26 protein-coding genes and 1 riboswitch are annotated in these 26,940 nt (G+C 67.5%); of the genes, 17 read left to right on the top strand and 9 right to left on the bottom strand.

The window, feature by feature from the left end; genetic code table 11:
* Nucleotides 1-6 precede the first annotated feature (6 nt).
* Nucleotides 7-888: an SAM-dependent methyltransferase gene (locus A5775_RS01760; RefSeq protein ID WP_067246444.1), complete on the top strand. Its 882-nt coding sequence runs from the start codon at nt 7-9 to the stop codon at nt 886-888.
* Between the two features lie 7 nt (nt 889-895).
* A complete protein-coding gene (locus tag A5775_RS01755) occupies nt 896-1,399 on the top strand; it encodes a GNAT family N-acetyltransferase (RefSeq protein WP_067246509.1) in 504 nt (167 codons plus the stop codon).
* 80 nt (nt 1,400-1,479) lie between these two features.
* Here A5775_RS01755 and A5775_RS01750 read toward each other — a convergent pair whose 3' ends face one another.
* Complete coding sequence (locus A5775_RS01750; protein WP_067246440.1) at nt 1,480-2,229, bottom strand: MBL fold metallo-hydrolase; 750 nt, start codon at nt 2,227-2,229, stop codon at nt 1,480-1,482.
* Between the two features lie 63 nt (nt 2,230-2,292).
* Between A5775_RS01750 and fgd the strand changes: the two genes are divergently transcribed.
* From fgd to A5775_RS01730, 4 genes are read left to right on the top strand one after another with little or no spacing between them, the layout of a single operon-like run.
* Nucleotides 2,293-3,303 carry a glucose-6-phosphate dehydrogenase (coenzyme-F420) gene (fgd, locus tag A5775_RS01745; protein WP_067246436.1) on the top strand — a complete coding sequence of 337 codons (1,011 nt, stop codon included), beginning with the start codon at nt 2,293-2,295 and terminating at the stop codon, nt 3,301-3,303.
* Nucleotides 3,304-3,314: 11 nt separating this feature from the next.
* The gene (pta, locus tag A5775_RS01740; protein ID WP_067246433.1) at nt 3,315-5,429 is read left to right on the top strand and encodes a phosphate acetyltransferase; all 2,115 of its coding nucleotides are present in this window, start codon (nt 3,315-3,317) and stop codon (nt 5,427-5,429) included.
* Nucleotides 5,419-6,582 carry an acetate kinase gene (locus tag A5775_RS01735; RefSeq protein WP_067246430.1) on the top strand — a complete coding sequence of 388 codons (1,164 nt, stop codon included), beginning with the start codon at nt 5,419-5,421 and terminating at the stop codon, nt 6,580-6,582. The genes pta and A5775_RS01735 overlap by 11 nt, the downstream gene beginning before the upstream one ends.
* A 59-nt stretch (nt 6,583-6,641) precedes the next feature.
* The gene (locus tag A5775_RS01730) at nt 6,642-7,505 is read left to right on the top strand and encodes an endonuclease domain-containing protein (RefSeq protein WP_067246427.1); all 864 of its coding nucleotides are present in this window, start codon (nt 6,642-6,644) and stop codon (nt 7,503-7,505) included.
* 149 nt (nt 7,506-7,654) lie between these two features.
* On the opposite strand, the gene A5775_RS01725 is transcribed toward A5775_RS01730, so the two are convergent.
* Genes A5775_RS01725 through glnX form a run of 3 tightly spaced genes read right to left on the bottom strand, consistent with a single transcriptional unit; the run spans nt 7,655 to nt 12,230 of the window.
* Nucleotides 7,655-9,934, bottom strand: coding sequence for a serine/threonine-protein kinase PknG (locus tag A5775_RS01725; RefSeq protein ID WP_067246423.1), 2,280 nt, complete (start codon nt 9,932-9,934; stop codon nt 7,655-7,657).
* Nucleotides 9,934-10,911 (bottom strand): glutamate ABC transporter substrate-binding protein, encoded by a 978-nt coding sequence (locus A5775_RS01720; RefSeq protein ID WP_067246420.1) that lies wholly within the window; start codon nt 10,909-10,911, stop codon nt 9,934-9,936. Before A5775_RS01720 ends, A5775_RS01725 begins: the two co-directional genes overlap by 1 nt.
* Entirely contained in the window at nt 10,911-12,230 is a 1,320-nt protein-coding gene (gene glnX, locus A5775_RS01715) for a protein kinase G-activating protein GlnX (RefSeq protein WP_067246417.1), read from the bottom strand. Before glnX ends, A5775_RS01720 begins: the two co-directional genes overlap by 1 nt.
* A 153-nt stretch (nt 12,231-12,383) precedes the next feature.
* On the opposite strand from glnX, the gene A5775_RS01710 reads away from it, so the two are divergent.
* Nucleotides 12,384-13,016: an NUDIX hydrolase gene (locus A5775_RS01710; RefSeq protein WP_067246413.1), complete on the top strand. Its 633-nt coding sequence runs from the start codon at nt 12,384-12,386 to the stop codon at nt 13,014-13,016.
* Here the strand turns inward: A5775_RS01710 and thiE are convergent.
* Nucleotides 12,988-13,671, bottom strand: a complete 684-nt coding sequence (gene thiE, locus A5775_RS01705) for a thiamine phosphate synthase (protein ID WP_067246410.1) — start codon at nt 13,669-13,671, stop codon at nt 12,988-12,990. The two genes, A5775_RS01710 and thiE, sit on opposite strands and share 29 nt — an antisense overlap.
* 36 nt (nt 13,672-13,707) lie before the next feature.
* Nucleotides 13,708-13,826, top strand: a riboswitch (TPP riboswitch).
* Between the two features lies 1 nt (nt 13,827).
* Between thiE and thiO the strand changes: the two genes are divergently transcribed.
* The 4 genes from thiO to A5775_RS01685 all read left to right on the top strand — a co-directional run bounded on the left by thiO (nt 13,828) and on the right by A5775_RS01685 (nt 16,627).
* Nucleotides 13,828-14,850, top strand: coding sequence for a glycine oxidase ThiO (gene thiO / locus A5775_RS01700; RefSeq protein ID WP_067246506.1), 1,023 nt, complete (start codon nt 13,828-13,830; stop codon nt 14,848-14,850).
* 64 nt (nt 14,851-14,914) lie between these two features.
* Complete coding sequence (thiS, locus tag A5775_RS01695; protein ID WP_067246407.1) at nt 14,915-15,112, top strand: sulfur carrier protein ThiS; 198 nt, start codon at nt 14,915-14,917, stop codon at nt 15,110-15,112.
* On the top strand, nt 15,105-15,863 hold the full coding sequence (locus A5775_RS01690; RefSeq protein WP_067246402.1) for a thiazole synthase: 759 nt from the start codon (nt 15,105-15,107) through the stop codon (nt 15,861-15,863). Before thiS ends, A5775_RS01690 begins: the two co-directional genes overlap by 8 nt.
* The gene (locus tag A5775_RS01685; RefSeq protein WP_067246398.1) at nt 15,860-16,627 is read left to right on the top strand and encodes an SGNH/GDSL hydrolase family protein; all 768 of its coding nucleotides are present in this window, start codon (nt 15,860-15,862) and stop codon (nt 16,625-16,627) included. Before A5775_RS01690 ends, A5775_RS01685 begins: the two co-directional genes overlap by 4 nt.
* Before the next feature lie 3 nt (nt 16,628-16,630).
* On the opposite strand, the gene A5775_RS01680 is transcribed toward A5775_RS01685, so the two are convergent.
* Nucleotides 16,631-17,152, bottom strand: coding sequence for a serine/threonine protein kinase (locus A5775_RS01680; RefSeq protein WP_067246503.1), 522 nt, complete (start codon nt 17,150-17,152; stop codon nt 16,631-16,633).
* An 80-nt stretch (nt 17,153-17,232) separates the two neighbouring features.
* Nucleotides 17,233-17,763: a serine/threonine protein kinase gene (locus A5775_RS01675; protein WP_067246395.1), complete on the bottom strand. Its 531-nt coding sequence runs from the start codon at nt 17,761-17,763 to the stop codon at nt 17,233-17,235.
* Nucleotides 17,764-18,100: 337 nt separating this feature from the next.
* Here A5775_RS01675 and A5775_RS01670 point away from each other — a divergent pair, with 337 nt between their 5' ends.
* From A5775_RS01670 to A5775_RS01645, 6 genes are all read left to right on the top strand, one after another.
* Nucleotides 18,101-18,448, top strand: coding sequence for a CD225/dispanin family protein (locus tag A5775_RS01670; RefSeq protein WP_067246390.1), 348 nt, complete (start codon nt 18,101-18,103; stop codon nt 18,446-18,448).
* Nucleotides 18,449-18,463: 15 nt separating this feature from the next.
* Nucleotides 18,464-18,889, top strand: a complete 426-nt coding sequence (locus tag A5775_RS01665) for a DUF2752 domain-containing protein (RefSeq protein ID WP_067246387.1) — start codon at nt 18,464-18,466, stop codon at nt 18,887-18,889.
* Between the two features lie 53 nt (nt 18,890-18,942).
* Complete coding sequence (locus A5775_RS01660; RefSeq protein WP_067246384.1) at nt 18,943-20,424, top strand: M28 family metallopeptidase; 1,482 nt, start codon at nt 18,943-18,945, stop codon at nt 20,422-20,424.
* Complete coding sequence (locus A5775_RS01655; RefSeq protein WP_067246380.1) at nt 20,421-21,893, top strand: M28 family peptidase; 1,473 nt, start codon at nt 20,421-20,423, stop codon at nt 21,891-21,893. Before A5775_RS01660 ends, A5775_RS01655 begins: the two co-directional genes overlap by 4 nt.
* Before the next feature lie 233 nt (nt 21,894-22,126).
* Entirely contained in the window at nt 22,127-23,110 is a 984-nt protein-coding gene (locus A5775_RS01650; RefSeq protein WP_067246377.1) for an NAD-dependent epimerase/dehydratase family protein, read from the top strand.
* 147 nt (nt 23,111-23,257) lie between these two features.
* Nucleotides 23,258-24,310, top strand: coding sequence for a hypothetical protein (locus A5775_RS01645; protein ID WP_231995096.1), 1,053 nt, complete (start codon nt 23,258-23,260; stop codon nt 24,308-24,310).
* Here the strand turns inward: A5775_RS01645 and A5775_RS01640 are convergent.
* Both A5775_RS01640 and A5775_RS01635 read right to left on the bottom strand, forming a co-directional pair.
* Nucleotides 24,294-25,514: a peptidoglycan DD-metalloendopeptidase family protein gene (locus tag A5775_RS01640; RefSeq protein ID WP_067246371.1), complete on the bottom strand. Its 1,221-nt coding sequence runs from the start codon at nt 25,512-25,514 to the stop codon at nt 24,294-24,296. The genes A5775_RS01645 and A5775_RS01640 overlap by 17 nt on opposite strands.
* Before the next feature lie 25 nt (nt 25,515-25,539).
* The gene (locus A5775_RS01635) at nt 25,540-26,466 is read right to left on the bottom strand and encodes a class I SAM-dependent methyltransferase (protein ID WP_067246498.1); all 927 of its coding nucleotides are present in this window, start codon (nt 26,464-26,466) and stop codon (nt 25,540-25,542) included.
* Nucleotides 26,467-26,940 lie beyond the last annotated feature (474 nt).

The raw sequence follows: 26,940 nt of genomic DNA, 5'->3' as shown, positions 1-26,940 counted from the left end.
CGCGCCATGGCACCGACGGCCGATGTGGAGGTGACCGCGACGTTCGGCGCCGCCGCGCGCGCCGTGGCCACCGACAAGGGGCTGTTGAACGACCCGTTCGCCGAGCCGTTGCTGTGCGCCGTCGGGATCGAGTACCTCACCCGGGCGATCAAAGACCACGCGTTCGCGGCCGACGACGGCGACGACCCGGCGATGACGGCCCTGATGGATGCGCTGGCGGCACACACCCGTTTCGTGGACGAATTCCTTGCCGACGCGGGCAGGGCGGGGATTCGCCAGGTGGTGATCCTGGCGTCGGGTCTGGACACTCGGCCATACCGGCTGTGGTGGCCGCGGGGAACGACGGTCTACGAGATCGATCGGCCGCAGGTGCTCGATTTCAAGTCCGGCGTGCTTCGCGGACTGGACGCGGCCCTGGCCACCAACCGGTGCGCGGTCGGCATCGACCTGCGCCAGGATTGGCCGGCGGCGCTGCGGCGGGTGGGTTTTGACACCGCCCAGCCCACGGTGTGGATTGCCGAGCAGTTGCTCGTCGGGTATCTGCCGCCCCAGGAGCAGAGCCAGTTGCTGCACGAGGTCACCGCGGCGAGCGCCCCGGGCAGCCGGCTGGCCGCCGATCACATGCCCACCTGGAATCCGTTGCAGCTGGGGGCCGAGCGTGCCTTTGTGGACGGCTGGCGGCAACGCGGCCTCGACGTCGATCTGGCCAGCCTGACCTACCCCGGCGAATACCACTATGTCCCTGAGTATTTGGCGGCCCACGGCTGGGATACGCTCGGGCGCAACATCGCCGACTTGCTCGGCGCCATGGGGCTGGACAAGCGGCGGCGCGCCGGGCCGCGCGACGCGGAATTCATCCCGGAATACGTCACCGCGACACGCGTTTGAGTTGTCGATGATGCCGGAATCCATTCCGCCGGACGGCCAGCTGCGCTTCGTCCCGGCGACCCACGATGACCCGCTGGCGCAACCGCTGCTGGCCGAGTTGGCCGTCGAGTACGCGGAGCGGTACGGCGGCACCCCGAGCACGCATCTGAGCTGGCTGCCCGTGCCCGAGGCCGAGTTGTCGCCACCGGACGGCGGATTGCTGATCGGCGTGGTGGGCGGCGTCCCCGTGACCGGCGGCGCGTTTCGCCGCTACGACGCCCACACCGCCGAACTGAAGCGGATCTGGACCGACGGCGCCCACCGGCGCCGGGGGTATGCGCGGGCGTTGCTGGCCGCGCTGGAGGCGGAGACGCTGGCGCGCGGGTATCGGCGGCTCTACTTGATCACCGGCAACCGCCAGCCCGAGGCCGAGGCGCTTTACGACGCGACGGGCTATACCCGGGTGGCCCCCGACCCGCTGCCGTCCTGGGGGCCGTTCATCCCGATCGCCTTCGAGAAGTGGCTGGCATAGCCGGCGTCACAGCGCTTTTCGAGGGATTCCCGGTTTTTGGCGGTCCGGAGCGGTTGGTGTGGCGATGCTGTGGCGTGACGTCATCCGTTGGCCAGCGAGATGGCCCGAGCCGTCGCCTCGCGGATGGGACCGCGCCACACGTCGCCGTGCCCCGGCAACAAGACCTCGGTGTCGAGCAGGGCCAGCGCGTCCAGGCTGCGCAGCGAATTCTGCTGGCTGTGGCTGAACACCTCCGGCAGCAGCTGCGGGCCGTCGTGCTTGAGCAGCGGGTGCCCGGTGATCAGGGCGTCGCCGCTGACCAGGACCCCGTCCACCATGTAGGAGCAGTGCCCGCTGGTGTGTCCCGGGGTGAAAACGGCCATCGGGTGGCCGGGCAGCCCGGCGGCCACGTCGGCGGTCAGCGGCCGGGTCGACGGGATGCCCTCGCGGATCAGGCCGCCGCTGCGCACCACGTGCAGCCCCCACGCCGCCCAACGCGGCCGCCAAATGCGCAGGGCCACATCGAAAACCGAGGCTTGCTCCAGGTATTCGCGCTTGGCGTGACCCACCTCCTCGGCATGGCAATACACGTCGGTGCCGTACTCGTTGGCGAACCAGATCGCCGAGCCCAGGTGGTCGATGTGGGCGTGTGTCAACAGGATGGCGCGCACGTCGCCGGCGTCGTGGTCTAGTTCCTGCAGCGACGCCAGCACGTCCTGCCGGTCCCCGGGGTAGCCGGCGTCGATCAACATCACGCCGGTGTCGTCGGCGACCACCGTCCAGTTGACGGCGTCGCCCCGGGCGAGATGCACCGTGTCGGTGACTTGAACAAGAGCCGGCGCCGGTCCCATGCCCGCGAGTCTAGGCACCGGGCGCGGTGGGTCGCCCGAAGGCAAGAGAGTAGAAACGACAGCGTGGCTGAACTGAAACTCGGATACAAAGCGTCCGCCGAACAATTTGCACCGCGCGAGCTCGTCGAGCTTGCCGTCGCGGCCGAAGGTCACGGCATGGACAGCGCAACGGTCAGTGACCATTTCCAGCCGTGGCGCCACGAGGGCGGGCACGCGCCGTTCTCGCTGGCGTGGATGACCGCTGTCGGAGAGCGCACGACGCGGATCACGCTGGGCACCTCGGTGCTCACCCCGACCTTCCGCTACAACCCGGCCGTCATCGCGCAGGCGTTCGCCACCATGGCCTGCCTGTACCCGGACCGCATCTTCCTCGGGGTCGGCACCGGCGAGGCGCTGAACGAAATCGCCACCGGATACGAGGGCGAGTGGCCGGAGTTCAAGGAACGCTTCGCCCGGCTGCGCGAATCGGTGCGATTGATGCGCGAACTGTGGCGCGGCGACCGCGTCGACTTCGACGGCGAGTACTACCGGCTCAAGGGCGCCTCGATCTACGACGTACCCGAGGGCGGCGTCCCGATCTACATCGCGGCCGGCGGCCCGGCGGTGGCCAAATACGCCGGGCGGGCCGGGGACGGCTTCATCTGCACGTCCGGCAAGGGCGAGGACCTGTACACGGACAAGCTGATCCCGGCGGTCAAGGAGGGCGCGGCGATCAACGACCGCAACGTCGACGACATCGACAGGATGATCGAGATCAAGATCTCATATGACCCCGATCCCGAGCTGGCGCTGGAGAACACCCGATTCTGGGCGCCGCTGTCGCTGACCGCCGAACAGAAGCACAGCATCGACGACCCGATCGAAATGGAGAAGGCCGCCGACGCGCTGCCGATCGAGCAGGTCGCCAAGCGCTGGATCGTGGCATCGAATCCCGACGAAGCGGCGGAGAAGGTCGGCCAGTACGTGACGTGGGGCTTCAACCACCTGGTGTTCCACGCGCCCGGCCATGACCAACGCCGATTCTTGAACCTGTTCGAGAAGGACCTGGCGCCGCGGCTGCGGCGGCTGGCCTGAGGGGTCGACGAGTGGTCTCGGGCTCCGCAACGGCAATCTATATCGCCGCACCCGAGCCGGAGACCGGAAAGTCGACGATCGCCTTGGGGCTGCTGCACCGGCTGACCGCGACGGTCGCGAAAGTTGGTGTGTTCCAGCCTATTACACGCTCGGACGGCGGCGATCGCGGCCGCGACTACATCCTGGAACTGCTGCTCTCGCGCACCACGGCGAACCTGTCGTACGAGCAGTGCGTCGGCGTCACCTACCAGCAGCTGCACGCGGACGGTGACGCGTCGATCGCCGCCATCGTCGACGCCTACCACGCCGTCGCCGAGCAGTGCGACGTGGTGGTGATCGTCGGCAGCGACTACTCCGAACTGGGACAGGCGACGCGGCCCGCGGAACTTTCCACCAACGCGCGCATCGCGGTCAACCTCGGAGCGCCGCTGCTGCTGACGGTCAGCGGCAAAGGGCGCAACGCCGGTGAGGTGGCCGACGTCGTCAAAGTATGCCTGGCCGAGCTGGACGCCGAGCACGCCCACACCGCGGCGGTGGTGGTCAACCGCTGCGAACCGGCCGAGCTGGACGCCATCCGAGAGAAGTTGGGCGAGGCGCTGTCTCCGTCTTCGTTGCGCAGTTACGTGCTGCCCGACGAGCCGCTGCTGTCGGCGCCGACGGTGGCCGAACTACAGAACGCGGTGAGGGGCACGCCGGTCAGCGGCGAAGAGTCACTGCGGGAGCGCGAGGTCACCGGTGTCATGGTCGCCGGGATGACCGCCGACCACGTGCTGGAACGGCTGCGCGACGGCTTGGCGGTCATCACGCCCGGCGACCGATCCGACGTGGTGCTCGCCGTCGCCAGCGCCCATGCCGCGGAAGGCTTTCCGTCACTGTCGTGCATCGTCCTCAACGGCGGCTTCGAGCTGCATCCGTCCATCGCGGCCCTGGTCGCCGGGCTGCGGCTGCGGCTGCCCATCGTCGCCACCGCGCTGGGCACCTACGACACCGCCAGCGCGGCGGCCTCGGCCCGCGGCAGGGTGACGGCGACATCGCAGCGCAAGATCGACACGGCGTTGGAACTGATGGACGGCCACGTCGACATCACCGATCTGCTGGCGCAGCTTGCCATCCCGATTCCCACCGTGACCACTCCGCAGATGTTCATTTATCAGCTGACGCTGCAGGCGCGTTCGGATCGCAAGCACATCGTGCTGCCCGAAGGCGACGACGACCGTATCCTGCGGTCCGCCGGGCGGGTGCTGCAGCGCCGCGTCGCCGACCTGACCATCCTGGGCGACGAAGCCCAAATCCGCCAGCGCTCGGGCGAACTCGGGGTGGATCTGACCGACGTGACCGTGATCGATCCGCGCACCAGCCAACTGCGCGACGAGTTCGCCAACCAGTATGCGGAGTTGCGCAAGGCGAAGGGCGTCACCGTCGAGCAGGCCCGCGAGACCATGCGCGATACAACGTATTTCGGCACCATGATGGTGCACAACGGGATGGTCGACGGCATGGTGTCCGGCGCCGCGCACACCACGGCGCACACCGTTCGGCCCGCGTTCGAGATCATCAAGACGGCGCCGGCCGTCTCCACCGTCTCCAGTATCTTCTTGATGTGCCTGCCGGATCGCGTGCTGGCCTACGGCGACTGCGCGATCATCCCGAATCCGACACCGGAGCAGCTGGCCGACATCGCGATCTCGTCGGCGCGCACGGCAGCCCAGTTCGGAATCGAACCGCGGGTCGCGATGCTGTCCTACTCGACCGGCGACTCCGGTAGCGGTGCCGACGTCGACAAGGTCAGGACGGCAACGCAATTGGTGCGGGAGCGGAACCCGGATCTGCCGGTCGAGGGCCCCATCCAGTACGACGCCGCGATCGAGCCGTCGGTCGCGGCCACCAAACTGCACGACTCCCCGGTGGCCGGACGCGCCACGGTCCTGATCTTTCCCGACCTCAACACCGGTAACAACACCTACAAGGCGGTGCAGCGCAGCGCGGGTGCGCTGGCCATCGGACCCGTGCTGCAGGGCTTGCGCAAGCCGGTGAACGACCTGTCGCGGGGAGCGCTGGTGGAAGACATCGTGAACACCGTTGCGATCACCGCGATTCAGGCGCAGGGCGGTCCCCATGGGAAGTGACAGCGCGCGCCTGGTGCTCGTCATCAACTCCGGCTCGTCGTCTCTGAAGTTTCAACTGGTCGATCCCGATTCGGGCACGGCACTCTCGACCGGCCTCGTGGAGCGGATTTCAGAAGCGGGGTCGCCGGTTCCCGACCATGACGCGGCGCTGCGTCACGCGTTCGACGCGCTGGCCGGCGACGGCATCGACCTGAACACTTGCGGCGTCGTCGCGGTGGGCCACCGAGTAGTGCACGGCGGCAACACCTTCTATGAACCCACCCTGCTGAACGATGCGGTGATCACCCGGCTCGACGAACTGTCGAACTTGGCGCCACTGCATAATCCGCCCGCACTCAAGGGGATCGAGGTCGCGCGAAGGCTGTTGCCCGACATCCCGCACATCGCGGTCTTCGACACCGGGTTCTTCCACGACCTGCCGCCCGCGGCCGCGACCTATGCCATCGACCGGGAACTGGCGCAGCGGTATCAGATCCGCCGGTATGGGTTCCACGGCACCTCGCACCGCTACGTCAGCGAGCAGGCCGCCGCCTTCCTGGACAGGTCGACCGGCGACCTGAAACAGATTGTGCTGCATCTGGGTAACGGGTGCTCGGCCTCGGCGATCGCCGGCAACCGGCCGATCGACACCTCGATGGGCCTGACTCCGCTGGAGGGGTTGGTGATGGGAACCCGCAGCGGGGACATCGATCCCAGCGTCGTCAGCTACCTGTGCCACACGGCCAAGATGGGCGTCGATGACGTCGAGACCATGCTCAACCAGCGGTCCGGGGTGTGGGGACTGTCCGGCGAGCGTGACTTTCGGCGGCTGCGCACGATGATCGAATCCGGTGACGAGCCAGCGCAATTGGCCTACAGCGTCTTTACGCATCGGTTGCGCAAGTACATCGGCGCCTACCTGGCGGTGCTGGGACACACCGATGTCATCAGCTTCACCGCCGGAATCGGCGAGAACGACGCCGCGGTGCGCCGCGACGCGGTCGCCGGCATGGAGGAACTGGGCATCGTGCTCGACGAGCGCCGCAACCTCGCCGGGGGCAAGGGCGCGCGCCAGATCTCCGCCGACGATTCACCGATCGCCGTGCTGGTGGTCCCGACCAACGAAGAACTCGCCATCGCCCGTGACTGCGTGAACGTACTGGCGGGGTACTAGCGGCCGCCCTGTGCACCGAAGTGCTCGCGGACCGCGGTCGACGTGCGATGGTTCGCGGCATGAGGCAAGTGCCGTTCATCGGCAGCGAGGAATTGGCGTCGGGACGGCTGAGTCGCCACCAGCTGCGGGCGGCCTACCGGCCCGTGTTTCCGAACGTCTACGTGCCGAAGCATGCGGAGCTCTCACTCGAGCTGCGCATCCGCGCGGCCTGGCTGTGGTCGGGGCGGACGGCCGTCATCGGGGGAGCCGCCGCGGCTGCGTTGCACGGCGCCCACTGGATTCCCGACGATGTCCCGATCGAGCTCATGCACGCCAACACCCGTCCCCCCGATGGTGTGCTGACGCGCCGGGATACGCTGTGCGCCGGTGAGACTCAGGTTCGCGATGGGCTCGCGGTCACCGCGCCGGAGCGGACCGCCTTCGACATCGGCCGGCGGGGCGCGATTCGCTCGGCGGTGGTGCGGCTGGACGCGCTCGCGCGGGCGACGGGTTTCAAGTCCGGTGACGTGCTGCGTGTCGCGGCGGCGCACCCTCGCTCGCCCGGGCTGCCGCGATTGGAGGCCGCGCTCGACCTGGTCGACCCGGGCGCGCAGTCACCCAGGGAGAGCTATTTGCGGCTGCTTCTCATCGATGCGGGCCTGCCCCGGCCGCAGACGCAGATCCCGGTGTTGGGCGCCGACGGCATACCGTTCGCCTACCTCGACCTGGGCTGGATGGAGTCGCTGGTGGCCGTCGAGTACGACGGCGATCAACACCGCACCGACCGGCGGCAATTCGTCAAAGACCTACGGCGCATCGAGATGCTCGAAGAGATGGGGTGGGTCATCATCCGGGTGGTCGCGGAGGACCGTCCGGCCGGCATCGTCCGCCGGGTGCGCGAGGCGCTGGCGAAATCGACTGTGAATCCTGGGCTTTCAGTGTGAATCGTCGGCTTTGAGTGTGAGCCCACGGCGGGGATCGTCGGCGTGTCGCCGCCCAGTGTTCACAGTCAAAGCCCAGGTTCCACACTCGACGGGCGAACCCGGGACACGCGAACCCGGGAACGGACGGGGCCACGCGCTAACTCAAAACCTCAGAACGTGCTGGTGGGCCGTACCCGGTTGGCCATGTCCACCAGCTCGTAGCGGTGCCGCTGCGTGGGGGCGACGCGGGCAAGATTGCGCAGCGCCGCCTCGACGCCCAGTCGCAGCCCGTGCTCGGTGAACGGAAAACCGAGGATGTGGTTGGTGCTGGCATCGTTGCCCTCCAGCCAGTCCATCGCGCAGCCCAACACCAGCGCGCGGATCTGCAGCACGCGCGGCTCGGTGGGCGGCAGCGCCTCCACCCGTCGCGCCGCGTCCCGGATGTCCTCTTCGCTGATCTCGCTTTTGGTCCGGCCGGACAACAGCGTCACCGCGCTGGTCAGGCGCGCGGTGGTGAAGTGGCGGGAGGTGGCGGGCACCTCGTCGAGCGTGCGCACCGCGGCGGACCGATCACCTTGGGCGGACAGCGTTCTGGCCAGCCCGAAGGCCGCCGAGATCACGCCGTCGTTGGTCTTCCACACCGTCTCGTAGTACTTGTGCTCGTCGACGTCGCCGGCCAGCTCGGCGGTGGCCGCCAACGCCAGCTTGGGCGCCAGCTCACCGGGGAACGTATCCAGCACCTCGGTGAAATGCGTTGTCGCCGAATCGTAGTCGCCCGTGAGCAACTCGGCCACGGCCTTGTACCACACCAGCCGCCATTGCCAGCCGACCCGCTCGGCCAGGTCGTCGAGCTTGCGGGTGGCCTTGACCACGTCGCCGAGGTCCAGCAGCGCGCGGACCTCCATCATCGGCAGCTCGACCGACTCGGATAACTCGGCGCCTTCGGCGTCCAGCGTCCCGTGCCGGGCCGCGCGCAACGAGTCCAGGGTCTGCACCGGCTGCGATAACACCGTCGCCTGCAAAACGGAAGCGGCGACGTCGGCCGGATCGACCAGCGGGACCTGCAGCGCGGTCACGATTTCGCGGGCGGTCAGCTTCTCCGAATGGACCTGGCCATCCAGGTACACGTCGGTGTGCGCGACCAGCAGGTCCACCCCGAACGTCGAGCGGCTGGGGGAAAAGATGGCCGACAAGCCGGGCCGCGGCACTCCGCTGTCGTGGGCGACCACCTCGCGCAGCACGCCGATCAGCTGCGCCGACATCTCCTCGGTGCTGGCGAACCGGCGACGCGGGTCGGGATCGGTGGCGCGACGCAGCAACCGGCGGAAGGAGTCGTAGGTGATCAGCACCGGGTCGTGATCGGGCAGCCCGTCGACGTAGCGGCCGTTGCGGGTGCGCAGGTTGAGCGTCAGCGCCGCCAGCGTGCGGCCCACCGTGTAGATGTCGGTGGCGACCGTCGGGCCGGTCCGCACGATCTCCGGCGCCTGGAAACCCGGTGTGCCGTAAAGGTATCCGAACGAGTTGATCCGTGAGACGGCGCCCAGGTCGATCAGTTTGAGCTGTTCTTCGGTGAGCATGATGTTCTCTGGCTTCAGGTCGTTGTAGACCAGGCCGATCGAATGCAGATAGCCCAGGGCGGGCATGATTTCCAGCAGGTAGGCGATGGCCTCCGCGACGGGGAGTTTCTCGCCTTTGCCATGCTTGAGTGACTGCCCGCCGACGTACTCCATGACGATGTAGCCGACCGGATTGCCTTGCTGGTCCTTGTGTTCGACGAAGTTGAAGATCTGCACGATCTGCGGGTGGACCACCTCGGCCAAAAACTGCCGCTCGGCCATCGCGATCGCCTGCGCCTCCGCGTCGCCGGAGTGAACCAGGCCTTTGAGCACGACGGGCCGGTCGTTGACGTTGTGGTCGACGGCCAGATACACCCAGCCCAGGCCGCCGTGCGCGATGCAGCCCTTGACCTCGTACTGGTGGGCGACGATGTCCCCGGGATTGAGTTGCGGCAGAAACGAATACGGGCTGCCACAGGCGGGGCACCAACCCTCCGAGGTGCCCTTGCTCTTCTTGCTGGACCGCCCCACCGGCTTCCCGCAGTTCCAGCAGAAGCGCTTGGACTCGGGGACCACCGGGTTGGTCATCAGCGCTTCGCGCGGGTCGATGTCGCGTCCCCGCGGAATCTCGACGAGTCCACCGCCGAGCTGTCGGACCGCGGGCAGTGCCCGCGTCGCCACCGTCATCCGGTCGGGGGCGTCGCTGTCCAGGGCGCCCAGCGAGAGGTGCGGAAAGTCGTCGTCGTCATCGTCGAAGTCGGGCCGAAACAGCGCCTGGGTGGCCTGCAGCCGCCCCGTCGACGCGCCGGTCTGGATCTCCGCCGGCTGGGTGCCGGGGTTCACGTCTTCTGCGCCGGATTCCGGCTGCTCGGATTGCTCGTCCGGCTCGGCCATCAGTCCAGATACCTCGGGGTGGGCGGGGCCGGCGCGGGGCCCAGCACGGTCAACCACTTGCGGTACAACGTGTTCCATGTGCCGTCGCGGCGGATCCGCTCTAGGGTGCCGTTGACGAACCGCACGAGGCCGGTGTTGTTCAGGTTGACGCCGATGCCGTAGGGCTGGGTGGCCATGTTGGGGCCGACGATGTGCAGGTAGGGGTCCTCTTCGACCAGCCCGGCCAAGATCGAGTCGTCGGTGCTGACGGCGTCGATCTCGCGCTGCTGCATCGCCACCAGGCAGTCGGCCCAGTTGACCACCGACACCACCACCGGCGGCGGGTCGATCTGGCGGATGCGGTGCAGCGAGGTGGTGCCCTTGGCCACGCAGACGCGCTTGCCGGACAGGTCGCTCACCTTGACGATCGACGAGTCACGCGGGGCGAGGATGCGCTGATTGGCGTCGAGGTAGACGGTGGAGAAGTTCACCAGCTTGCGCCGGTCGCAGGTGATGGTCATCGTCTTGACCACGATGTCGACCTCGCCACGCTGCAGCGCGGTGACCCGCTCGTCCGACGACAGGATGCGGTACTCGACGTGGGACGGCGCGCCGAAGATGTCGCGGGCGATCTCGCCGGCCATGTCGACGTCGAAGCCGGTGATCTCGCCGGTGATCGGGTCGCGGAAGCTGAACAGGTTGCTGCCGATGTCGAGCCCGACGATCAGCCTGCCCCGCGCGCGGATGTCGGCGACCGCGGCGTCGGCCTCCGCCTTGGTGGGGAAGGGCCGCAGGCTGGCCGTCAGGTCGCAGTTCTGATCGGGACCGTCGGACGGCAGCGGCGGCTGCGGCGGCAGCTGCTCCATGCCGACCGGGGTGGGCGGCGGCAACGTCGGGACGCTGGCCACGTGCAACGATTCCGTGTGCCCGCAGCCCGCCAGCATGACCACCGTGGCGGCCACGGTGCACGCCCGGCGGAGCATGGGCAGGCGGATCATTATCGATACTCTTTCAGCCGCGGCCACAGGCCCAGCGCCACCGCGATCGCGGCGCCGAGGCTGAGCACCACGCCGCCCACCTGGGCGCCGGACAGCCCGCTGCGCGCGTTGATGACGTCGTTGCGCAGGTGGATGCGGCCCTGGTCCATCGCCTTGACCAACTCGTCTTCCAGCTTGTCGAACGCCGGGGTGGAATCCTCCTCGCTGCTGCCCAGCGCGACCTGGGTGGCGGCGCGGTAGTTACCGACCGAGATGTACGAGCTGATCCGGTCGTTGGCCTGCCGCCAGCGCAGTAGGAGCTGATCGGCGCCTTCCAGGTCCGTTTTGTCCACCGCGTCGCTGCGGGACATGTACTGGTCGAGCTGGCGGTGCATCGAATCGATGCGCTGATAAAACGACTGCTTGCGCTTCTCTTCGTCCCCGCGCCGGATCAGCGACAGCGTCTCGTCGGCGCGCGCTTGCTGGGCGGTGATCGCGACGTCGGTGACGGTCTTGAGGGATTCGGCGGCGGTGTCCTTCGCGCTACGACTGGCCGTCGTAGAGATGGTTAGCGCAGTTCCGACCCATACCACCATGACGAGAATAGCGAGCGCACCCACGACCAGGCCCGGGTTGATGCGGCGCCGGGTGCGCCGGGCCAGCCAGCGGTGGGAGAACGCGCCGAAGACCACGGTGGTGGCGACGATCATGATGACGGGCGCCGGGATCTGGGTCGACGCGGTGGTTTCCACGTCCACCCGCTGCGAGGTGGCCCGGTAAAGCCGTGCCGCGTCGGGCAGGATCGTCGACTGCATCAGCCCCGATGCCTCCGACAGGTACGACGACCCGACCGGGTTCCCGGCCCGGTTGTTGGTTCGCGCGATTTCGATCAGGCCGGTGTAGACGGCCAGCTGGGCGTTGATCCGGCCCAGCAGCTGCACCTGTGGTTCGGCGGTGAGACCGCTGGAGGCCCTGGTGACGGCCACGGCCGCGTCGGTGATGGCCTGCTCGTAGCGCTGCCGCACGGGCGGCGGTTCGGCCTCGGCGATGAACGCGGTGGCCGCCGCGGCGTCTGCCACCGACAGCGTGGTGTAGAGCCGCCCGGCGGCGAACGACAGCGGCTCGGTGTGGTTGAGCACCGTGGTGAGCACTTGTTGCCGGTGGTTGATGGTGGTCGAGGTGGCGAAGGCGCTCACGCCGCCGAGCGCGGCCAAGACGATGCCGATGGTGAGGATCCGGCCCGGCGTCGTCGAGACGAACCACCAGCGCGGATGGGCTGGTTCGGCCGGTGACCGCGATCCCTGCGGCTCGGTCGACGGGTGCGCCAGCTCAACCGTCACGTTTGATCAGCCCTCATCTCTTGGCCACTGGATTTCGCTGTACGGACCTCTATAAGCGAAGTCTAAGAGCATGTTCGGGTGGATGGGTGGAGGCGGACGCAATTGCCGACGCGCCGAAGACCGCCAAGAACCAAGTCTGCCTATCCTTGATCCGTGCAGGGCGACGGTGACGGTTGGGTGATCTCCGAGCGCGGCGCCCATTATTGGGGCCGCTACGGCGCCGCCGGTTTACTGCTGCGCGCCCCGCGGCCCGACGGCACGCCCGCCGTGCTGCTGCAGCATCGCGCGGTGTGGAGCCATCAGGGCGGGACCTGGGGGCTGCCGGGCGGGGCCCGGGACAGCCACGAAACGCCCGAGCAGACCGCGGTCCGCGAAGCGAACGAGGAGGCTGGCCTGCTCGTCGACCGGCTCGCCGTGCGCGCGACGCTGGTGACCGCGGAGGTCGCCGGGATCGGCGGCACCCAGTGGAGCTACACGACCGTCGTCGCCGACGCCGACGAATTGCTGCACACCGTGCCCAACCGGGAAAGCGCCGAAATGCGCTGGGTCGCCGAGGACGAGGTGGCCGACCTGCCGCTCCACCCCGGCTTCGCGGCCAGCTGGCAACGGCTGCGCACCGCGCCGGCGCTGTTGCCGCTGGGCCACGGCGACGAACGCCGGCAGTATCTGCCCCGCACGATCGAGGTCGAGGCCGGTGTATTCGTGTGGTGCATGCCCGGTGACGCCGATCAGGTGCCGTCGCAGCTGAGCCGGCGGATCAGCTCGCTGCTGCAAGCGCCGAACTGAGCCGCTGGGCCGCGGCCCGCGGGTCGGGCGCGGCGGTGATCGCCCGCACCACTACGACGCGGCGGGCGCCGGAGTCGAGCACCTCGGGCAGCCGCTGCGCGTCGATGCCACCGATCGCGAACCACGGCTTGTCGGCCCCGAGCCCGGCCGCGGCGCGGACCAGTCGCAGCCCCGGGGCCTCGCGGTTCGGCTTGGTGGGCGTGGGCCAGCAGGGGCCGACGCAGAAGTAGTCCGCCGGACCGCGCGCCGCCGCGGCGGCCTGGTCGGCGCTGTGGGTGGACGCGCCGAGCAGCACCTCGGGCCCGACGACGTCGCGCGCGACGTCCAACGGCAGGTCGCCCTGCCCGAGGTGCAGCACGTCGGCGCCGGCCGCGCGGGCGATGTCGGCGCGGTCGTTGACCGCGAACAGGGCGCCGTGCCGGCGGGCGGCGTCGGCCAGGATCTCGCACGCGGCCAGCTCCTCGCGCGCCTCCAGCGGCCCGAACCGGTGCTCACCGGCCGACCCCTTGTCGCGCAGCTGGATGATGTCCACGCCGCCGGCCAGGGCGGCGTCGGCGAATTCGGCCAGATCGCCGCGCTCGCGACGCGCGTCGGTGCACAGGTACAGCCGCGCGGTGGCCAGAGCGGAGAGTCGTCGATCAAAGGGACGCTGCACACCGAGACGCTAGCGCGCTAGCGTGGAGCGCAGAGAACTACCAGACACGGGAGTCCCAGGAGCGGGGCTGAGAGTGGGCGCAGCCGCAAGGACCTGCCCTTACCGTCACACCTGATCCGGATCATGCCGGCGAAGGGAGGCTCGACAATGACCGGGATGCCCTCGGGCCCACCGCTGGGGTCGCTGGCCGTCATCGGCGGCGGCGTCATCGGGCTGGCGGTGGCGCGCCGCGCCGCCCAAGCCGGCTGGTCGGTGCGGGTGCACCGCAGCGGGGAGCGGGGCGCATCCTGGGTCGCCGGCGGCATGCTGGCGCCGCACAGCGAGGGCTGGCCCGGCGAAGAGCGGCTGTTGCGGCTGGGCCTGGTGTCGCTGCGGTTGTGGCGCGAGGGAGGTTTCCTAGACGGCCTGCCGGCGCAGGTGGTGACCGCCCGCGAATCGCTGGTGGTGGCCGTCGACCGCGCCGACGCCGCCGATCTGCGCACCGTCGCGGACTGGTTGTCCGCGCAGGGACACCCGGTGGTCTGGGAATCGGCCGCCCGTGACGTCGAACCCCTACTGGCGCAGGGCATCCGGCACGGCTTTCGGGCACCCACCGAGCTGGCCGTGGACAACCGCGCGGTGCTCGACGCGCTGGAGGCGGAGTGCGAGCGTCTCGGGGTGCGGTGGGAGCCGCCGGTGCACGACCTGTCGGACGTCGAGGCCGACGCGGTGGTGATCGCCAACGGCATCGACGCACCGGCATTGTGGCCCGGCCTGCCGGTGCGCCCGGTGAAGGGCGAAGTGCTGCGACTGCGGTGGAGGAAGGGCTGTATGCCGTTGCCGCAGCGGGTTATTCGCGCCCGCGTGCACGGCCGGCAGGTCTACCTGGTTCCGCGCGCCGACGGGGTGGTGGTCGGCGCCACCCAGTACGAACACGGGCGCGACACCGCCCCGGTCGTCTCCGGGGTGCGGGACCTTCTCGACGACGCGTGCGCGGTGCTGCCGGCGCTGGGGGAATACGAGCTGGCCGAGTGCGGCGCCGGGCTGCGCCCGATGACGCCCGACAATCTGCCGTTGGTGCATCGCCTGGACGCGCGCACACTGGTAGCCGCCGGCCACGGCCGGTCGGGTTTCCTACTGGCGCCCTGGACGGCCGAACAGATCGTTTCCGAACTGGCACCGGTGGGAGCACAGCGATGAGGAGTGGCGCCAATGATCCGCGCTGCGACGATGCAGGGCGAAGCGATGAGGAGGAGTGGCGCCAATGATTGTCGTGGTCAACGAGAAAAAGGTCGACGTCGAGGCGCACACCACGGTGTCCGCGCTGCTGGACTCCCTGGGCTTCGGCGGACGCGGCGTCGCCGTGGCGATGGACGACGCGGTACTGCCGCGATCGCGATGGGCGACAGAGCTTTTCGACGGAGCTCGGCTCGAGGTAGTGACGGCGGTGCAAGGTGGCTGACTCAAAGTTGACGATCGCGGACCGCAGCTTCGCCTCGCGGCTCATCATGGGGACCGGGGGAGCGAGCAATCTGGCGGTGCTGGAAGAGGCGCTGGTCGCGTCAGGCACCGAACTGACCACCGTCGCGATCCGCAGGGTCGACGCCGAGGGCGGCACCGGGTTGCTCGATCTGCTCAACCGGCTGGGCATCACGCCGCTGCCCAACACCGCCGGATGCCGCGGCGCGGCCGAGGCGGTGCTCACCGCGCAGTTGGCGCGCGAGGCATTGAACACCAACTGGGTCAAACTCGAGGTGATCGCCGACGAACGCACGCTGCTGCCCGATGCGGTCGAATTGGTGCGGGCCGCAGAACAATTGGTTGATGACGGGTTCGTCGTCCTGCCCTACACCAACGATGACCCGGTCTTGGCGCGTCGCCTCGAGGACGCCGGGTGCGCGGCGGTCATGCCGCTGGGCTCACCGATCGGGACCGGGCTGGGCATCATCAATCCACACAACATCGAGATGATCGTCGGAGGGGCCCACGTTCCGGTGGTGCTCGACGCCGGCATCGGCACCGCCAGCGACGCCGCGCTGGCGATGGAATTGGGTTGCGATGCCGTGCTGTTGGCGTCCGCGGTGACCCGGGCCGCCGATCCCGCGGCGATGGCCGCTGCGATGTCGGCCGCCGTCACCGCCGGCTATCTGGCCCGTCGGGCCGGGCGGATCCCGAGACGGTTCTGGGCGCAGGCCTCGAGCCCCGACAGATGAAACGTTATGTCGCGCTGGGCAGTTCGATGGCTGCCGGTCCCGGCATCCGGCCACGTGCCCGAGGGGCCCCGCGGTGGTCGGGCCGGTCGGCGCGCAACTATGCGCACCTGATCGCCGGGCGATACGACTACGACTTGGTCGACGTCACCTTCTCCGGGGCGACCACCGCGAACGTGCTCGCCGAGCGTCAACGCGGCGCGCCACCGCAAATCGACGCGCTGGACGGCTCAGAGAGTCTGGTCACGATCACCATCGGCGGCAACGACGTCGGCTACGTTCCGCTGTTGATGGCGGCCTCGCTGCCGCGCCCGCTGCGGCGACTGCCGCTACTGGGCGACCGTATCTCCGAACTGCTCGATGGTGACGCGCGAAATCAGGCCCTTGACGCGGTGTTCGAAAAGCTGTGTGCGGTCGGCCGTGCGGTGCGTCAGCGATCCGCCGGGGCGCGGATCTTCTTCGTCGACTACCTGACGATGTTGCCGCCTGCGGGCGTGCCTGCCGCACCGCTGTCGCCCGCGGACGCCGACCTGGGCCGGCACGTGGCCGCGACCCTGGCGAGGATGACGGCCGACGCGGCGACGGCAACCGGCTGCGGAATCATCCGCGCCGCGGCGGCCAGCCGCGAACACCACGCCTGGTCGGCCGAGCCCTGGACGACGCTGCCGGCGCGCTACGGTGTTCCGCTACCGGGTCGCCCCGCACCGTTGCACCCGAATCCCGCCGGGATGTGCGCGGTGGCGGATCTGCTTGCGGCTCAACTGTAAACGTCAGCCGTTCGTGCGCCACCACTGGTAGAGCGCGTTGACGTCGGAGTTGGACGAGGTCAGGTGACCCAACACGTTTTTGGCGTCGGTCGTCCAGGTCAACGTCGCGTAGTTCTTGTACGTGCCGCACGCGATCTGCCCGCCGGTCTGGCCGTCCTGCTTCCACGTCCCCGGTGACTGCCCGGCGTCCCCGCACGCGGCCAGGGACACATCCTTGATGGTGGAACTGAAGGCCGAGCCCAGGTTCGTGCTGTTGGAGAAGAGCGCGTAGACGGCGGAACCGGGTCCGTTCGAGTCGGGGCTTTGCCCGCAAAGAAGTTCGGCCAGTTCACCGGTTTCGGTCAGCTCTTGTGGCTTGCAGTTGTTCAGGCCGTAGCCCTTCGACAGCGAAGCGGCCAGCGCGTTCATGTCTGTCGCGCTGCCGGTGTTGGGTTCTGCGAGTGCGGTGGCGCCGCCCGCGAAAACCAATCCGCCTGTGAAGGCTGCGGCCGACACGACGCGCAGCGCGGTGATCAGATGTGACATTTTGACTCCCTGCGGTTGATGGAAATGAAGAGGGGTGAACGTATTTCGTTGCCCGGTGAGGGTGGTCCGCGGCGGCGACGTCAGCCGTTGGCGCGCCACCACCGGTAGAGCGCATTGACGTCGGTGTTGGACGCCCGCAGGTAGCTCAGCGTGCTTTTGGCGTCGGTCGTCCAGATGATCTCGGCGGCGTTTTGGTATGTGCCGCACGCCGCCTGTCCGGCGCTGCCGCTCGACCCGTCCTTGTGCCAGCTGGACGGCGACTGGTTGGCGTCCCCGCACGGCGTCAGGACGTTCTCCTTGATGGTGGCCCTGAACGCGGTGGCCAAGTTGTCGGCATTGGTGAACAGGACGTACTTGGCCTGCGCCGGTCCTTTCGGGTCGGGGCTTTGTCCGCACGTGAGTACGGCCAGTTGCCTGCCGCGGTCGATGTTCTGGGCGGCGCAGTTGTTCAGGCCGTAGCCCTTTGACAGCGAGGCCGCGAGCGCGTTGACGTCCGACGAGCTGCCGGTGCCGGCGGGGTCCGCGGCAGCGGTGACGCTGCCCGCTAACGCGAACCCGCCCGTGAGCGCCGTTGCCATCGCCGCCTTCAGCGCGTTGCTGAAATCAGACATGAATGGCTCCTTAACGGCCGCTGCTAACACGGATAGTAGGGATATGTCGTGGTAATGCAACACGTTCCGGCGGCAATTATCTGTGTGGGAATCGTTTTCGGGCCCCAGCTGCAAAGGCCCAGGGCAATGGCGGCCGCGCGCGTTTGACCGTGGTGGATCCCGAATGATGTTGAGACGGGCCCATAATCGGGTGTCCGCGCCGATACGCTGGTGCCGCCGAGGGGTCGCGGACGCCGTTGTGCGGAGCAGATTTTTTCATTGCTAGTGCCGACGGGACGCTGAGCGGGTATGGTTAGCACCGCTTTACGCCAGCTAACTTCTTTTGACTGGAGAATCCATGACACAACCGCCGCCCCCGCCTCCCGGTTACCCGCCGCCGCCTCCCGGTTACCCGCCGCAGCAGCCGGCCGCCCAAGCGCCGAATAACTATCTGGTGTGGTCGATTCTGGTGACCCTGTTCTGCTGTCTTCCGTTCGGGATCGTGGCGATCGTCAAATCCAGCCAGGTCAACGGGTTGTGGGCGCAGGGTCGCTACGCCGAGGCGCAGGCGTCGGCTGAGAGCGCCAAGAAATGGGTGATCTGGTCGGCGGCCATCGGCATCGTCGTCGGCATCATCTACGTCATCTTGATGTCGGTCGGCGCGCTGAACACGGACACCAACGCGGCGCTCACCGCGATGTTCTAAGCCCGGGTCTCGATGATGGTGACCCGCCGGGGGGCGGCGCACGCGGGCCTGGGTGCACCACTGGTGGTGGCCGCATCCACGACGTTGATGTGCGCCGCTATCTGGGCGGCTGACCCGACCACCCCGAACGGCCCGCTGCCGGTATGCCCCACCAAGGCGTTGTTGGGGATCGATTGTCCCGGCTGCGGCAGCCTGCGCATGCTGTATTGCCTCATGCACGGCAATCTGTTGGCGGCCGCCAGGTTCAACGCGCTCGGCCTGGCGGCGGCGGTGCTGTTGGTGTGGGCGTACCTGGCCTGGACCTACGGGCACCTGGTGGGGCGGCGGGTCCGCAGTTGGCAACATCGTCGCTGGGCCGCCGTCGTGACGCTCTCATTGGTGCTGGCGTGGTTCGTGGTGCGCAACATCCCCTTTGCGCCCTTCACTGCGCTGTATGTCTGATCCCGACGTGTCCTGATCCCGGCCGCTTGGGCCGCGGTCTAACCTGGGGCGCGATGGTGAACAAACTCACGACGTTGCCGGCGGCGCTCGCCGTGATCGCCCTGACCGCATTCTTGACCGGTTGCTCCCACCGGTCCGGCCAGCAGCAGACGGGCGCGGCCGAGTTCGCGTCCGCGTTGCGCGCCAAGGTGACGACCGACGCGATGATGGCCCACCTGTCCAGGCTGCAAGACATTGCCAACGCCAACAATGGCACTCGGGCGGTGGGCACCCCCGGTTACGAGGCCAGCGTCGACTACGTGGTGAATACCTTGCGCAACAGCGGATTTGACGTTCAAACGCCGGAGTTCTCGGCTCGAGTGTTTCACGCCGAGAAGCCGGAGGTGACCGTCGGCGGCAGGCCGGTGGAGGCGCGTGCGCTGGACTTCAGCCTCGGAACCCCGCCGGGCGGGGTGAGCGGGCCCCTTCTCGCCCCACCGGCGAACGGCTTGGGGTGCGCCGGCCCCGACTACGGCGATCTCCCCGTACGGGGCGCGGTGGTGCTCGTCGATCGCGGCACCTGCCCGTTCGCTCAGAAGGAAGACGTCGCGGCGCAGCGGGGAGCCGCGGCGATGATCATCGCCGACAACGTCGACGAAGAACAGATGGGCGGCACGCTCGGGCCGACTACCGAGGTGAAGATCCCGGTGATCAGCGTGACGAAATCCACCGGGGTGCAGTTGCGCGGTCAGCCGGGACCCACCACGATCAAGCTCGATGCCAGCGCGCAAAGCTTCAAGGCCCGCAACGTGATCGCGCAGACCAAAACCGGATCGGACGCCAACGTGGTGATGGCGGGGGCGCACCTGGACAGCGTGCCCGAGGGCCCGGGGATCAACGACAACGGATCGGGAGTGGCCGCGGTACTGGAAACCGCTGTGCGGCTGGGAAGTTCGCCGGCGGTACACAACAGGCTGCGATTCGGCTTCTGGGGTGCGGAGGAGCTCGGGCTCATCGGGTCGCGGAACTACGTCGAGTCGCTGGACTTGGCCGCGCTCAAAAACATTGCGCTGTACCTCAACTTCGACATGCTGGCATCGCCGAACCCCGGCTATTTCACCTACGACGGGGACCAATCGCTGTCCATGGACGCGCGCGGCAAACCGGTGGTTCCCGAGGGATCGGCCGGCATCGAGCGCACGCTGGTTGCCTACCTGAAGTCGGCCGGCAAGACCGCACAGGACACCTCGTTCGACGGCCGGTCCGACTACGACGGATTCACCCTGGCGGGGATCCCCGCCGGCGGCCTGTTCTCGGGCGCCGAGGGGAAGATGTCCGCGGATCAGGCCAAGCTGTGGGGCGGGACGGCCGACCAACCGTTCGACCCCAACTACCACCAAAAGGGCGACACCCTCGATCACATCGACCGCGCCGCGCTGGGAATCAACGGCGGCGGGGTGGCCTACGCGCTTGGGCTTTACGCTCAAGACCTCAGCGGACACAACGGCGTCCCCGCCATGGAAGACCGCACCCGGCACGTTCTCGCCAAGTCATGATTTCCCGCCTGCGCGCAGCGCTGTTGCTGAGCATCGTGCTCGTGGCGGGTTGTTCGTCGACGCGGCCCGGCCTGCCCACCGCGACACCCGATCTCGGACACGGCCTCGCCAAAAAGATCACCGGCGAGGGCATAGTCACCCACCTGCGCGCCCTGCAGGACATTGCCCACGCCAACGGTGGCAACCGCGCGGACGGCACGCCAGGCTTCAACGCCAGCGTGGGCTACGTGGCCAAGGCATTGCGGGACAAGGGTTTCGACGTGCAGACACCGCAGTTCGACCGGCTCTACACCGTGTCCATGGGTAAGCCGTCGCTGACGGTCGGGGGCCGCACCTATCCCGTCGACCAGGCCTCGCTGCTGGTGCAGACACCGCCCGGCGGCCTGACGGCGCAAGCGATCCGGCCGACGCAGCCGTCGGGTTGCGCAGCCCACGACTACCCGGCCGTGATGCCCAAGGGCGCGATCGCCGTCGTCGACGACACCCGCTGCTCGGTGGTCGACAAACAGAACAGCGCGCTGGCCAAGGGGGCGAGCGCGCTGATCGTGCTGAGCGCCCCCAACGGTCGGGGCGCCCCGGCCACGCTGTTCAGCCCCGGTTACTTCAAGCAGCTGACCGTGCCGGTCGCCGTCGTCAACCCCTACGGCGCCGCGGCCCTGGCCGGTGCGACCGCACCGATACGCCTGGTGCTCGATGCGGTGAACACCAAGATCACGTCCCGGAATGTCTTGGCGCAGACCAAGACCGGGTCACCCCATGAGGTCGTCGTGGTGGGTGCGCAGCTCGACGGCCCCCGTGCCGGGCCCGGCATCAACGACAACGGATCCGGGGTGGCCGCGGTGCTGGAAACGGCGCTGCAGCTGGGCCCACTGGCCCCGGTGAACAACGCCGTTCGGTTCGTGTTCTGGGGCGCCGGGGAGGACGGCCGGGGCGGGGTCATGGATTACGTGTTCGGCATGGATCGTGACCAGCTCAACGACATCGCGCTGTATCTGAACTTCACCATGCTGGGCTCGCCCAACCCCGGCTTCTTCACCGACGACGGCGATCAGTCCGGCCCGCCCGGACACGGCGTCTCCGCCGCGGACGTCCCCGAAGGCTCGGCCGGCATCGAACGCACCCTGGCCGGCTATCTGAACCTCGCCGGCAAGCGCGCCGCGGACATGCCGCTGGACACCCGGGCTGACTATCACCCCTTCCTGGTCGCGGGCGTGCCGATCGGGGGCCTGACGACCGGTGCCTCGCAGACGAAAACCACCGTGCAGGCCCGATTGTGGGGCGGCCAGGCCGGTGCGCCGTTCGACCCGAACTTCCAGGGCCCGCGGGACACCGTCGACAACGTCAACCCCGACGCGTTGGCGATCATGGGTTCTGGCGTCGGGTTCGCGGTCGGCAGCTACGCCGAATCCATCGGCGGGGTCAACGGCGTGCCGTCACACGACAAGAGGCATCGCACCCGAATGCCGTAGTGGCGGGAGTCGTCCGCCGCCTGGGCGAAGGCAAAATCAAAAGCGAAATAATGCGCTGCGTCAAGCGCTACATCGCCGGCGGAGTTTACCACGCCGTCCGCGAACCCGGCAGAACAACCAACGAACTTCTTGCCTGAACATAAGAGCATCTGCTATCAAGTCGGATCGCCCACTTGGCCCGCGAGCATCGATTAGGCTCACGCATTACGGATAGCACGCGAGGGGCGAACCAGATGGAAATACTTGTCACGGGGGGCGCAGGCTTTCAGGGAAGCCATCTGTGCGAGTCGTTACTGGCCGATGGGCATTGGGTCACTGTCCTGAATACGTCATCGAAGAGCGCGACCCGAAACACGAATGACTTTCATTCGCACGAGCGAGCGGCCTTTATCTCGGGTTCGGTGACCGATGGAGAAACGGTCCATCGCGCGGTGCGCGAGCACCACGTCGTTTTTCATCTGGCCGCCAATATCAACGTCGACCAGTCTCTCGGTGATCCAGAGAGCTTTCTCGAAACAAACGTCATGGGTACCTACCGTGTGCTCGAGGCGGTAAGGCGCTACAAGAACCGGTTGATCTACGTGTCAACCTGCGAAGTGTACGGCGACGGACACCATCTGCAGGAGGGCGAGCTTCTTGACGAGAGGGCGGAGCTCAAACCGAACAGCCCCTACGGCGCCTCCAAGGCTGCGGCCGATCGGTTGTGCTACTCCTACTTCCGCTCCTATGGCCTTGACGTCACGATCGTTCGGCCATTCAACATCTTCGGGGTGCGCCAGAAAACCGGACGATTCGGTGCGCTGATTCCACGACTCGTCCGTCAGGCCATCAACGGCGAAAACCTCACGATCTTCGGCGACGGTTCGGCAACACGCGACTATCTGTACGTCAGCGATATCGTCCGTGCATACAACCTTGTATTGCAAAACACCGCGCTTCGTGGACAGGCGATCAATTTCGCAAGCGGCAAAAACACCCGGGTGAAGGACATCGTCGAGTACATCGCCGGGAAGTTCGACGCCACGATCGAACGTCGCGAAGCACGCGCCGGCGAAGTTGCTCGCTTCCCGGCCAACATCGAACTCGCTAAAAGCATCGGATTCAAGCCCGAAGTCGGTATCTGGGAAGGCATCGACCGCTATATCCAATGGGCGAAGGACCAGCCGCAATACACCTACGAACAAGACGGGATCAGCGGCGTCTTGTCTCCCCTATGAGCCCCGCGATTACGGATCTCCGGAAAAGGCGCGTCTTGCCCAGCTCGCCGCATTAGGCTGGTGAAAGTTTGCATTTCACAAATGGCTGGGTGTGATGGCGTGTTTGCGGAGCAGGGAACTCAAGTGAACAGTCCGGCTGAGGTGTCGATGCGTGGCGGCGAATTCGGGAGTGAGTTTTTGGCGTCGCTGCGCCGGGAGGTCGACGCGTGGAGTGCGCATGACTCGCTGGCGCAGTTGGTTGCGATGTTCGGCGGAGTCTTCCCGCGGCACGCCCATCTGGCAGCCCGGTTAGCCTCCCTGGACGATTTCAGCGGAGTATGGGATTACCGGGGCCGGGCGAGGGCACGTCGGAGCGGGGAGCAGGTGCGGTGCCAAGACGCCGACGGCGGGGCACGGTGGATGATTCCCCGTCTGGACCTGCCGGACGGGCAACTGGACACGATCACGACGTTGGCGCAACAGCTGGGCCTTACAGATGAATCGTGGCCCACTGACACAACGTTCGACTACATGCTGGTGATCGGCACCGGACGTTACTCGAACATGCTTCGGGCTCGGTGGGCGCGGGACCTGGCGGCCGAGAATCGCGTCGGTCATATCGTGCTGGCCGCCGCTTCTCGGCGGCTGTTGCCGTCCGAAGACGACGCGGTCGCGTCCTGCGCGCCAGGCGCGCGTACCGAATTCGATCTGCTGGCGGCCGCTGCGGCCGACGCCTTCGGGATGGATACTCGCGAAGTGGTACGGCATGGGCGGCAGCGGGACGGCGACCCGCATCGGGGCCGGATGGTCTGGCGCTTCGGCGAACACAGCAATGACCTCGGGCTGCCCATCACATTGATCGAGGCACCGTCGCCGGACCCGAACAACCGCCGCGCCACCTCCGCGGATACCTTCACCTTCACCGCGCGGACACTGGATATGCAGCAATCGAGTTGCCTACTGGTGACCGGTCAGCCCTTCGTCCCCTATCAGAACTTTGACGCGCTGCGAACTCTGACCCTGCCGTTCGGAATTGGTATCGAGACGGTGGGCTTCGGCATCGACCGCTACGAAGGACTGCACGACATGGACCTGCAGCATCCCGCCAAACTGCTGCAGGAGGTCCGTTCGACGATCCGGGCCGGCCGCAGTCTGCTGGAACGCGTCGAGGCGGCCCAACGCGCTGTGTTGAGGTCGCCCGAGATTACCCGTCGGCGGTGATTGTGCACGGTGTGGCGGGCGGGTAGTTGCCCGATACCGCGCGCATCCGTCCCGGTGGCGGCCAGGGCCGCAGGCCCATGTTGCCCAGAAAGCGCAGCGGATTGACGTGTGCGTGCCGAACTCGCGTCTCGAAATGCAGGTAACCGTCTGTTGATTGGTCTTCCGCACCGATGCTGCCGATCCGGGTTCCCGCACTTATTCGATCACCGACTGCGATTTGCGTGGCGTCACCGGGCCGAAACACGTAACGGATTTTGGTATCGCCGTTCGAGATGGTCACCGAGCAAAGGTGATCGACTTCGCCTGCGCAGCACGCAGTTCCGGATATGACGGCGTAGATCGGGCTTCCGGGGTCAGCGGCGAAGTCGACTCCGGGATGGAAACCGTCCGCGCGGGGCCCGTATCCGCGGCCGATCGCGCGTGGCTCCGCCTCGATCGGCAGACGTGCCCCCGGTTCGGTCCGGTCGAAGTCGCCGCGCATCCGCCGCTGGTAGTCCGCTTTGAGGAGGTCGACCTCGTCGAGTGCGTAACCGAACAGCAGGGATCGGTCATAGGCCACACCGAAGTTGTGCCGAAAATCCGGATCCAGCCGCATGTAGTGCTTGACTCGCGCGATCCGTTCCTCCAGCGTCGACCAGCCGTTGTGCGTCAAGCGGATTCCGTCCAGCTGCCCTATCCGACCGTGGTCGGTGATGTTGGCCGGCCAGTGCGAATTGTGCATCAACTTGGAGCCCGCATACAGACCCGGGTACCAACGCCAAAACGGCCCGCGCAGCGCCTCGGCGGTGCCCATCACCGGCACCATGTCCGGATATTCGGGATCATCCCAGCGGGAAACCATCGGGCACATCAAAGCCGCCACGTCGTCCGGCGTGCGCGCAAGCACCTCACGGATGTCGACGTCGATCTGGAAAACCCAGTCGGCGTCGACCATCACCAGCCAGTCCGGGCGACAGAAATCGGCCATCCGGTACAGGAGCTCCAGGCCGGTGGACTCGGGGATCAACCAGGGTGTGGACGGTAGATCCACCCGGGCGCGAACAACATTGGTGACCGCGGGGTGGTTCGCGAGAATCGCGGCGGTGTCGTCGATGCTGCGGTCGTCGATCGCGTAGATCTCGTCGCTGAAGGTGGCCAGCGAGTCCAAGGTATCGGCCAAGGTATCCCCGGCATTGTGCGCGCGCGTTACCGCCAGAATTCGCATCCTGCTGTCCTCTAAGTCGCGTGTATCACGCGAGAACCGAAATGTAGTAGCTGGGCTTGTCGGAAGGCGCGGCGTGATTGCCAGGCATCGCGGGCAGGTCGTGATCGGCCAGCAGCTGCGCGGCCGTGGTCCCCACCGATCGCCACCCGTGGTTGTCGAGGTAGTCGGAAACGTCGCTGCGGGCCCCGGAATAGTTCAGCGACCAGATGTCTAGATGGAATCCATGGTCGCGCCAGGTGCGAGTCGCACTGCGGATGATCTCTTCGACCCGCTCGGAGTCCAGATCCGACGACCCCACGAACGTCTCCATGGCCATCTGGCTTCCCGGCGCGCTGAGATTGGTGACGTTGTCCAGCAACCGATCCTGGGCTTCCGGGGGCAGATAACCGAACAGTCCTTCGGCCATCCAGGCGGTCGGTTGCGCCGGCTCGAATCCGCTACGCAGCAGCGCGGCCGGCCAGTCGTGACGCAGGTCGGCCTGCACCATCCGCAGACGTGCCGTCGGTTCGGCACCCAGCCGCGCCAAGGTTTCGGCCTTGAATTGCAGCACGTCCGGTTGATCGATCTCATACACCGTCATCCCGGGGGGCCACGACAGTCGATAGCCGCGCGCGTCAAGCCCGGCCGCCAGGATCACCGCCTGGCGGATCCCGGTGGCTGTGGCGTCCGCGAGGAACCGATCGAAGTAGCGAGTGCGGGCCACCAACTCGGTGGTCATTCGCTGTAGACCCCACGCCGCTTCGGGATCGTCGACGTCGGAAGCGCGGAGCTCTCCGGTGGCCCATCTGATGAGGAATTCGATGCCCACCGCGCGGACCAACGGCTCTGCGAACGGGTCCTCGATCAACGGTTCGGCCGAATTGGTAGCCCTGGCGCGGCCCGCGGCCACCAGCGTTGCGGTCGCGCCGACATGGCTGGTCAGATCCCAGCTATCGTCGTCTCTCCGCACCACAAATCCTCCCTCTCCGCTCGCCGACACCCCCAGGAATTCGTTGACCAATCCGAGCCTTTTCCTCCGCCGTTCCGCACAACTGCCACGCGTACTGGTCAAAGAATCGCACACAAGCGAGGTGTTAAGTGAAGCTATTCGCCCTAAATCAATTAGCCGAGGGCGACTGGATCGATTGGCAAGGGGCGCTGCCCTGCTCGCGAAACTCCGGGTATGCCCGGATGCCGGATATTGGGAGTCTGCAATCGCGCCAACGCAAACCGACGCCAGCAAACGTACGGATAGTCGACGGCCACCATTGAGCTCAGTGTGTCATGACAGCCGGTCCACGACGCGCTAGGCCGCCGGGCAACATGATCGAATTCCTTGATGTCCCAACGTGTTTGGGTGTCGATGCGGTGCGGGGCTAGTTGTTGGTCGGTGGTGGTTGGGGTTGGAAGGGGTCATACCACCACCAGTGGGCGCGCTCGCCGGTAG

The sequence above is a fragment of the Mycobacterium sp. 852002-10029_SCH5224772 genome (assembly GCF_001667315.1).
GTDB lineage: Bacteria > Actinomycetota > Actinomycetes > Mycobacteriales > Mycobacteriaceae > Mycobacterium.
This window is presented reverse-complemented; position numbering and strand designations above follow the sequence as displayed.

Excerpts from the sequence above, each read along its gene's own strand:
- A5775_RS01760 (WP_067246444.1), top strand. The coding sequence starts at position 7 with ATGGCACCGACGGCCGATGTGGAGGTGACCGCGACGTTCGGCGCCGCC.
- A5775_RS01755 (WP_067246509.1), top strand. The coding sequence starts at position 896 with ATGATGCCGGAATCCATTCCGCCGGACGGCCAGCTGCGCTTCGTCCCG.
- A5775_RS01750 (WP_067246440.1), bottom strand. The coding sequence starts at position 2,229 with ATGGGACCGGCGCCGGCTCTTGTTCAAGTCACCGACACGGTGCATCTC.
- A5775_RS01735 (WP_067246430.1), top strand. The coding sequence starts at position 5,419 with ATGGGAAGTGACAGCGCGCGCCTGGTGCTCGTCATCAACTCCGGCTCG.
- A5775_RS01730 (WP_067246427.1), top strand. The coding sequence starts at position 6,642 with ATGAGGCAAGTGCCGTTCATCGGCAGCGAGGAATTGGCGTCGGGACGG.
- A5775_RS01725 (WP_067246423.1), bottom strand. The coding sequence starts at position 9,934 with ATGGCCGAGCCGGACGAGCAATCCGAGCAGCCGGAATCCGGCGCAGAA.
- A5775_RS01720 (WP_067246420.1), bottom strand. The coding sequence starts at position 10,911 with ATGATCCGCCTGCCCATGCTCCGCCGGGCGTGCACCGTGGCCGCCACG.
- thiO (WP_067246506.1), top strand. The coding sequence starts at position 13,828 with ATGCCCTCGGGCCCACCGCTGGGGTCGCTGGCCGTCATCGGCGGCGGC.
- thiS (WP_067246407.1), top strand. The coding sequence starts at position 14,915 with ATGATTGTCGTGGTCAACGAGAAAAAGGTCGACGTCGAGGCGCACACC.
- A5775_RS01685 (WP_067246398.1), top strand. The coding sequence starts at position 15,860 with ATGAAACGTTATGTCGCGCTGGGCAGTTCGATGGCTGCCGGTCCCGGC.
- A5775_RS01680 (WP_067246503.1), bottom strand. The coding sequence starts at position 17,152 with ATGTCACATCTGATCACCGCGCTGCGCGTCGTGTCGGCCGCAGCCTTC.
- A5775_RS01675 (WP_067246395.1), bottom strand. The coding sequence starts at position 17,763 with ATGTCTGATTTCAGCAACGCGCTGAAGGCGGCGATGGCAACGGCGCTC.
- A5775_RS01670 (WP_067246390.1), top strand. The coding sequence starts at position 18,101 with ATGACACAACCGCCGCCCCCGCCTCCCGGTTACCCGCCGCCGCCTCCC.
- A5775_RS01665 (WP_067246387.1), top strand. The coding sequence starts at position 18,464 with ATGGTGACCCGCCGGGGGGCGGCGCACGCGGGCCTGGGTGCACCACTG.
- A5775_RS01660 (WP_067246384.1), top strand. The coding sequence starts at position 18,943 with ATGGTGAACAAACTCACGACGTTGCCGGCGGCGCTCGCCGTGATCGCC.
- A5775_RS01655 (WP_067246380.1), top strand. The coding sequence starts at position 20,421 with ATGATTTCCCGCCTGCGCGCAGCGCTGTTGCTGAGCATCGTGCTCGTG.
- A5775_RS01650 (WP_067246377.1), top strand. The coding sequence starts at position 22,127 with ATGGAAATACTTGTCACGGGGGGCGCAGGCTTTCAGGGAAGCCATCTG.
- A5775_RS01645 (WP_231995096.1), top strand. The coding sequence starts at position 23,258 with ATGCGTGGCGGCGAATTCGGGAGTGAGTTTTTGGCGTCGCTGCGCCGG.
- A5775_RS01640 (WP_067246371.1), bottom strand. The coding sequence starts at position 25,514 with ATGCGAATTCTGGCGGTAACGCGCGCGCACAATGCCGGGGATACCTTG.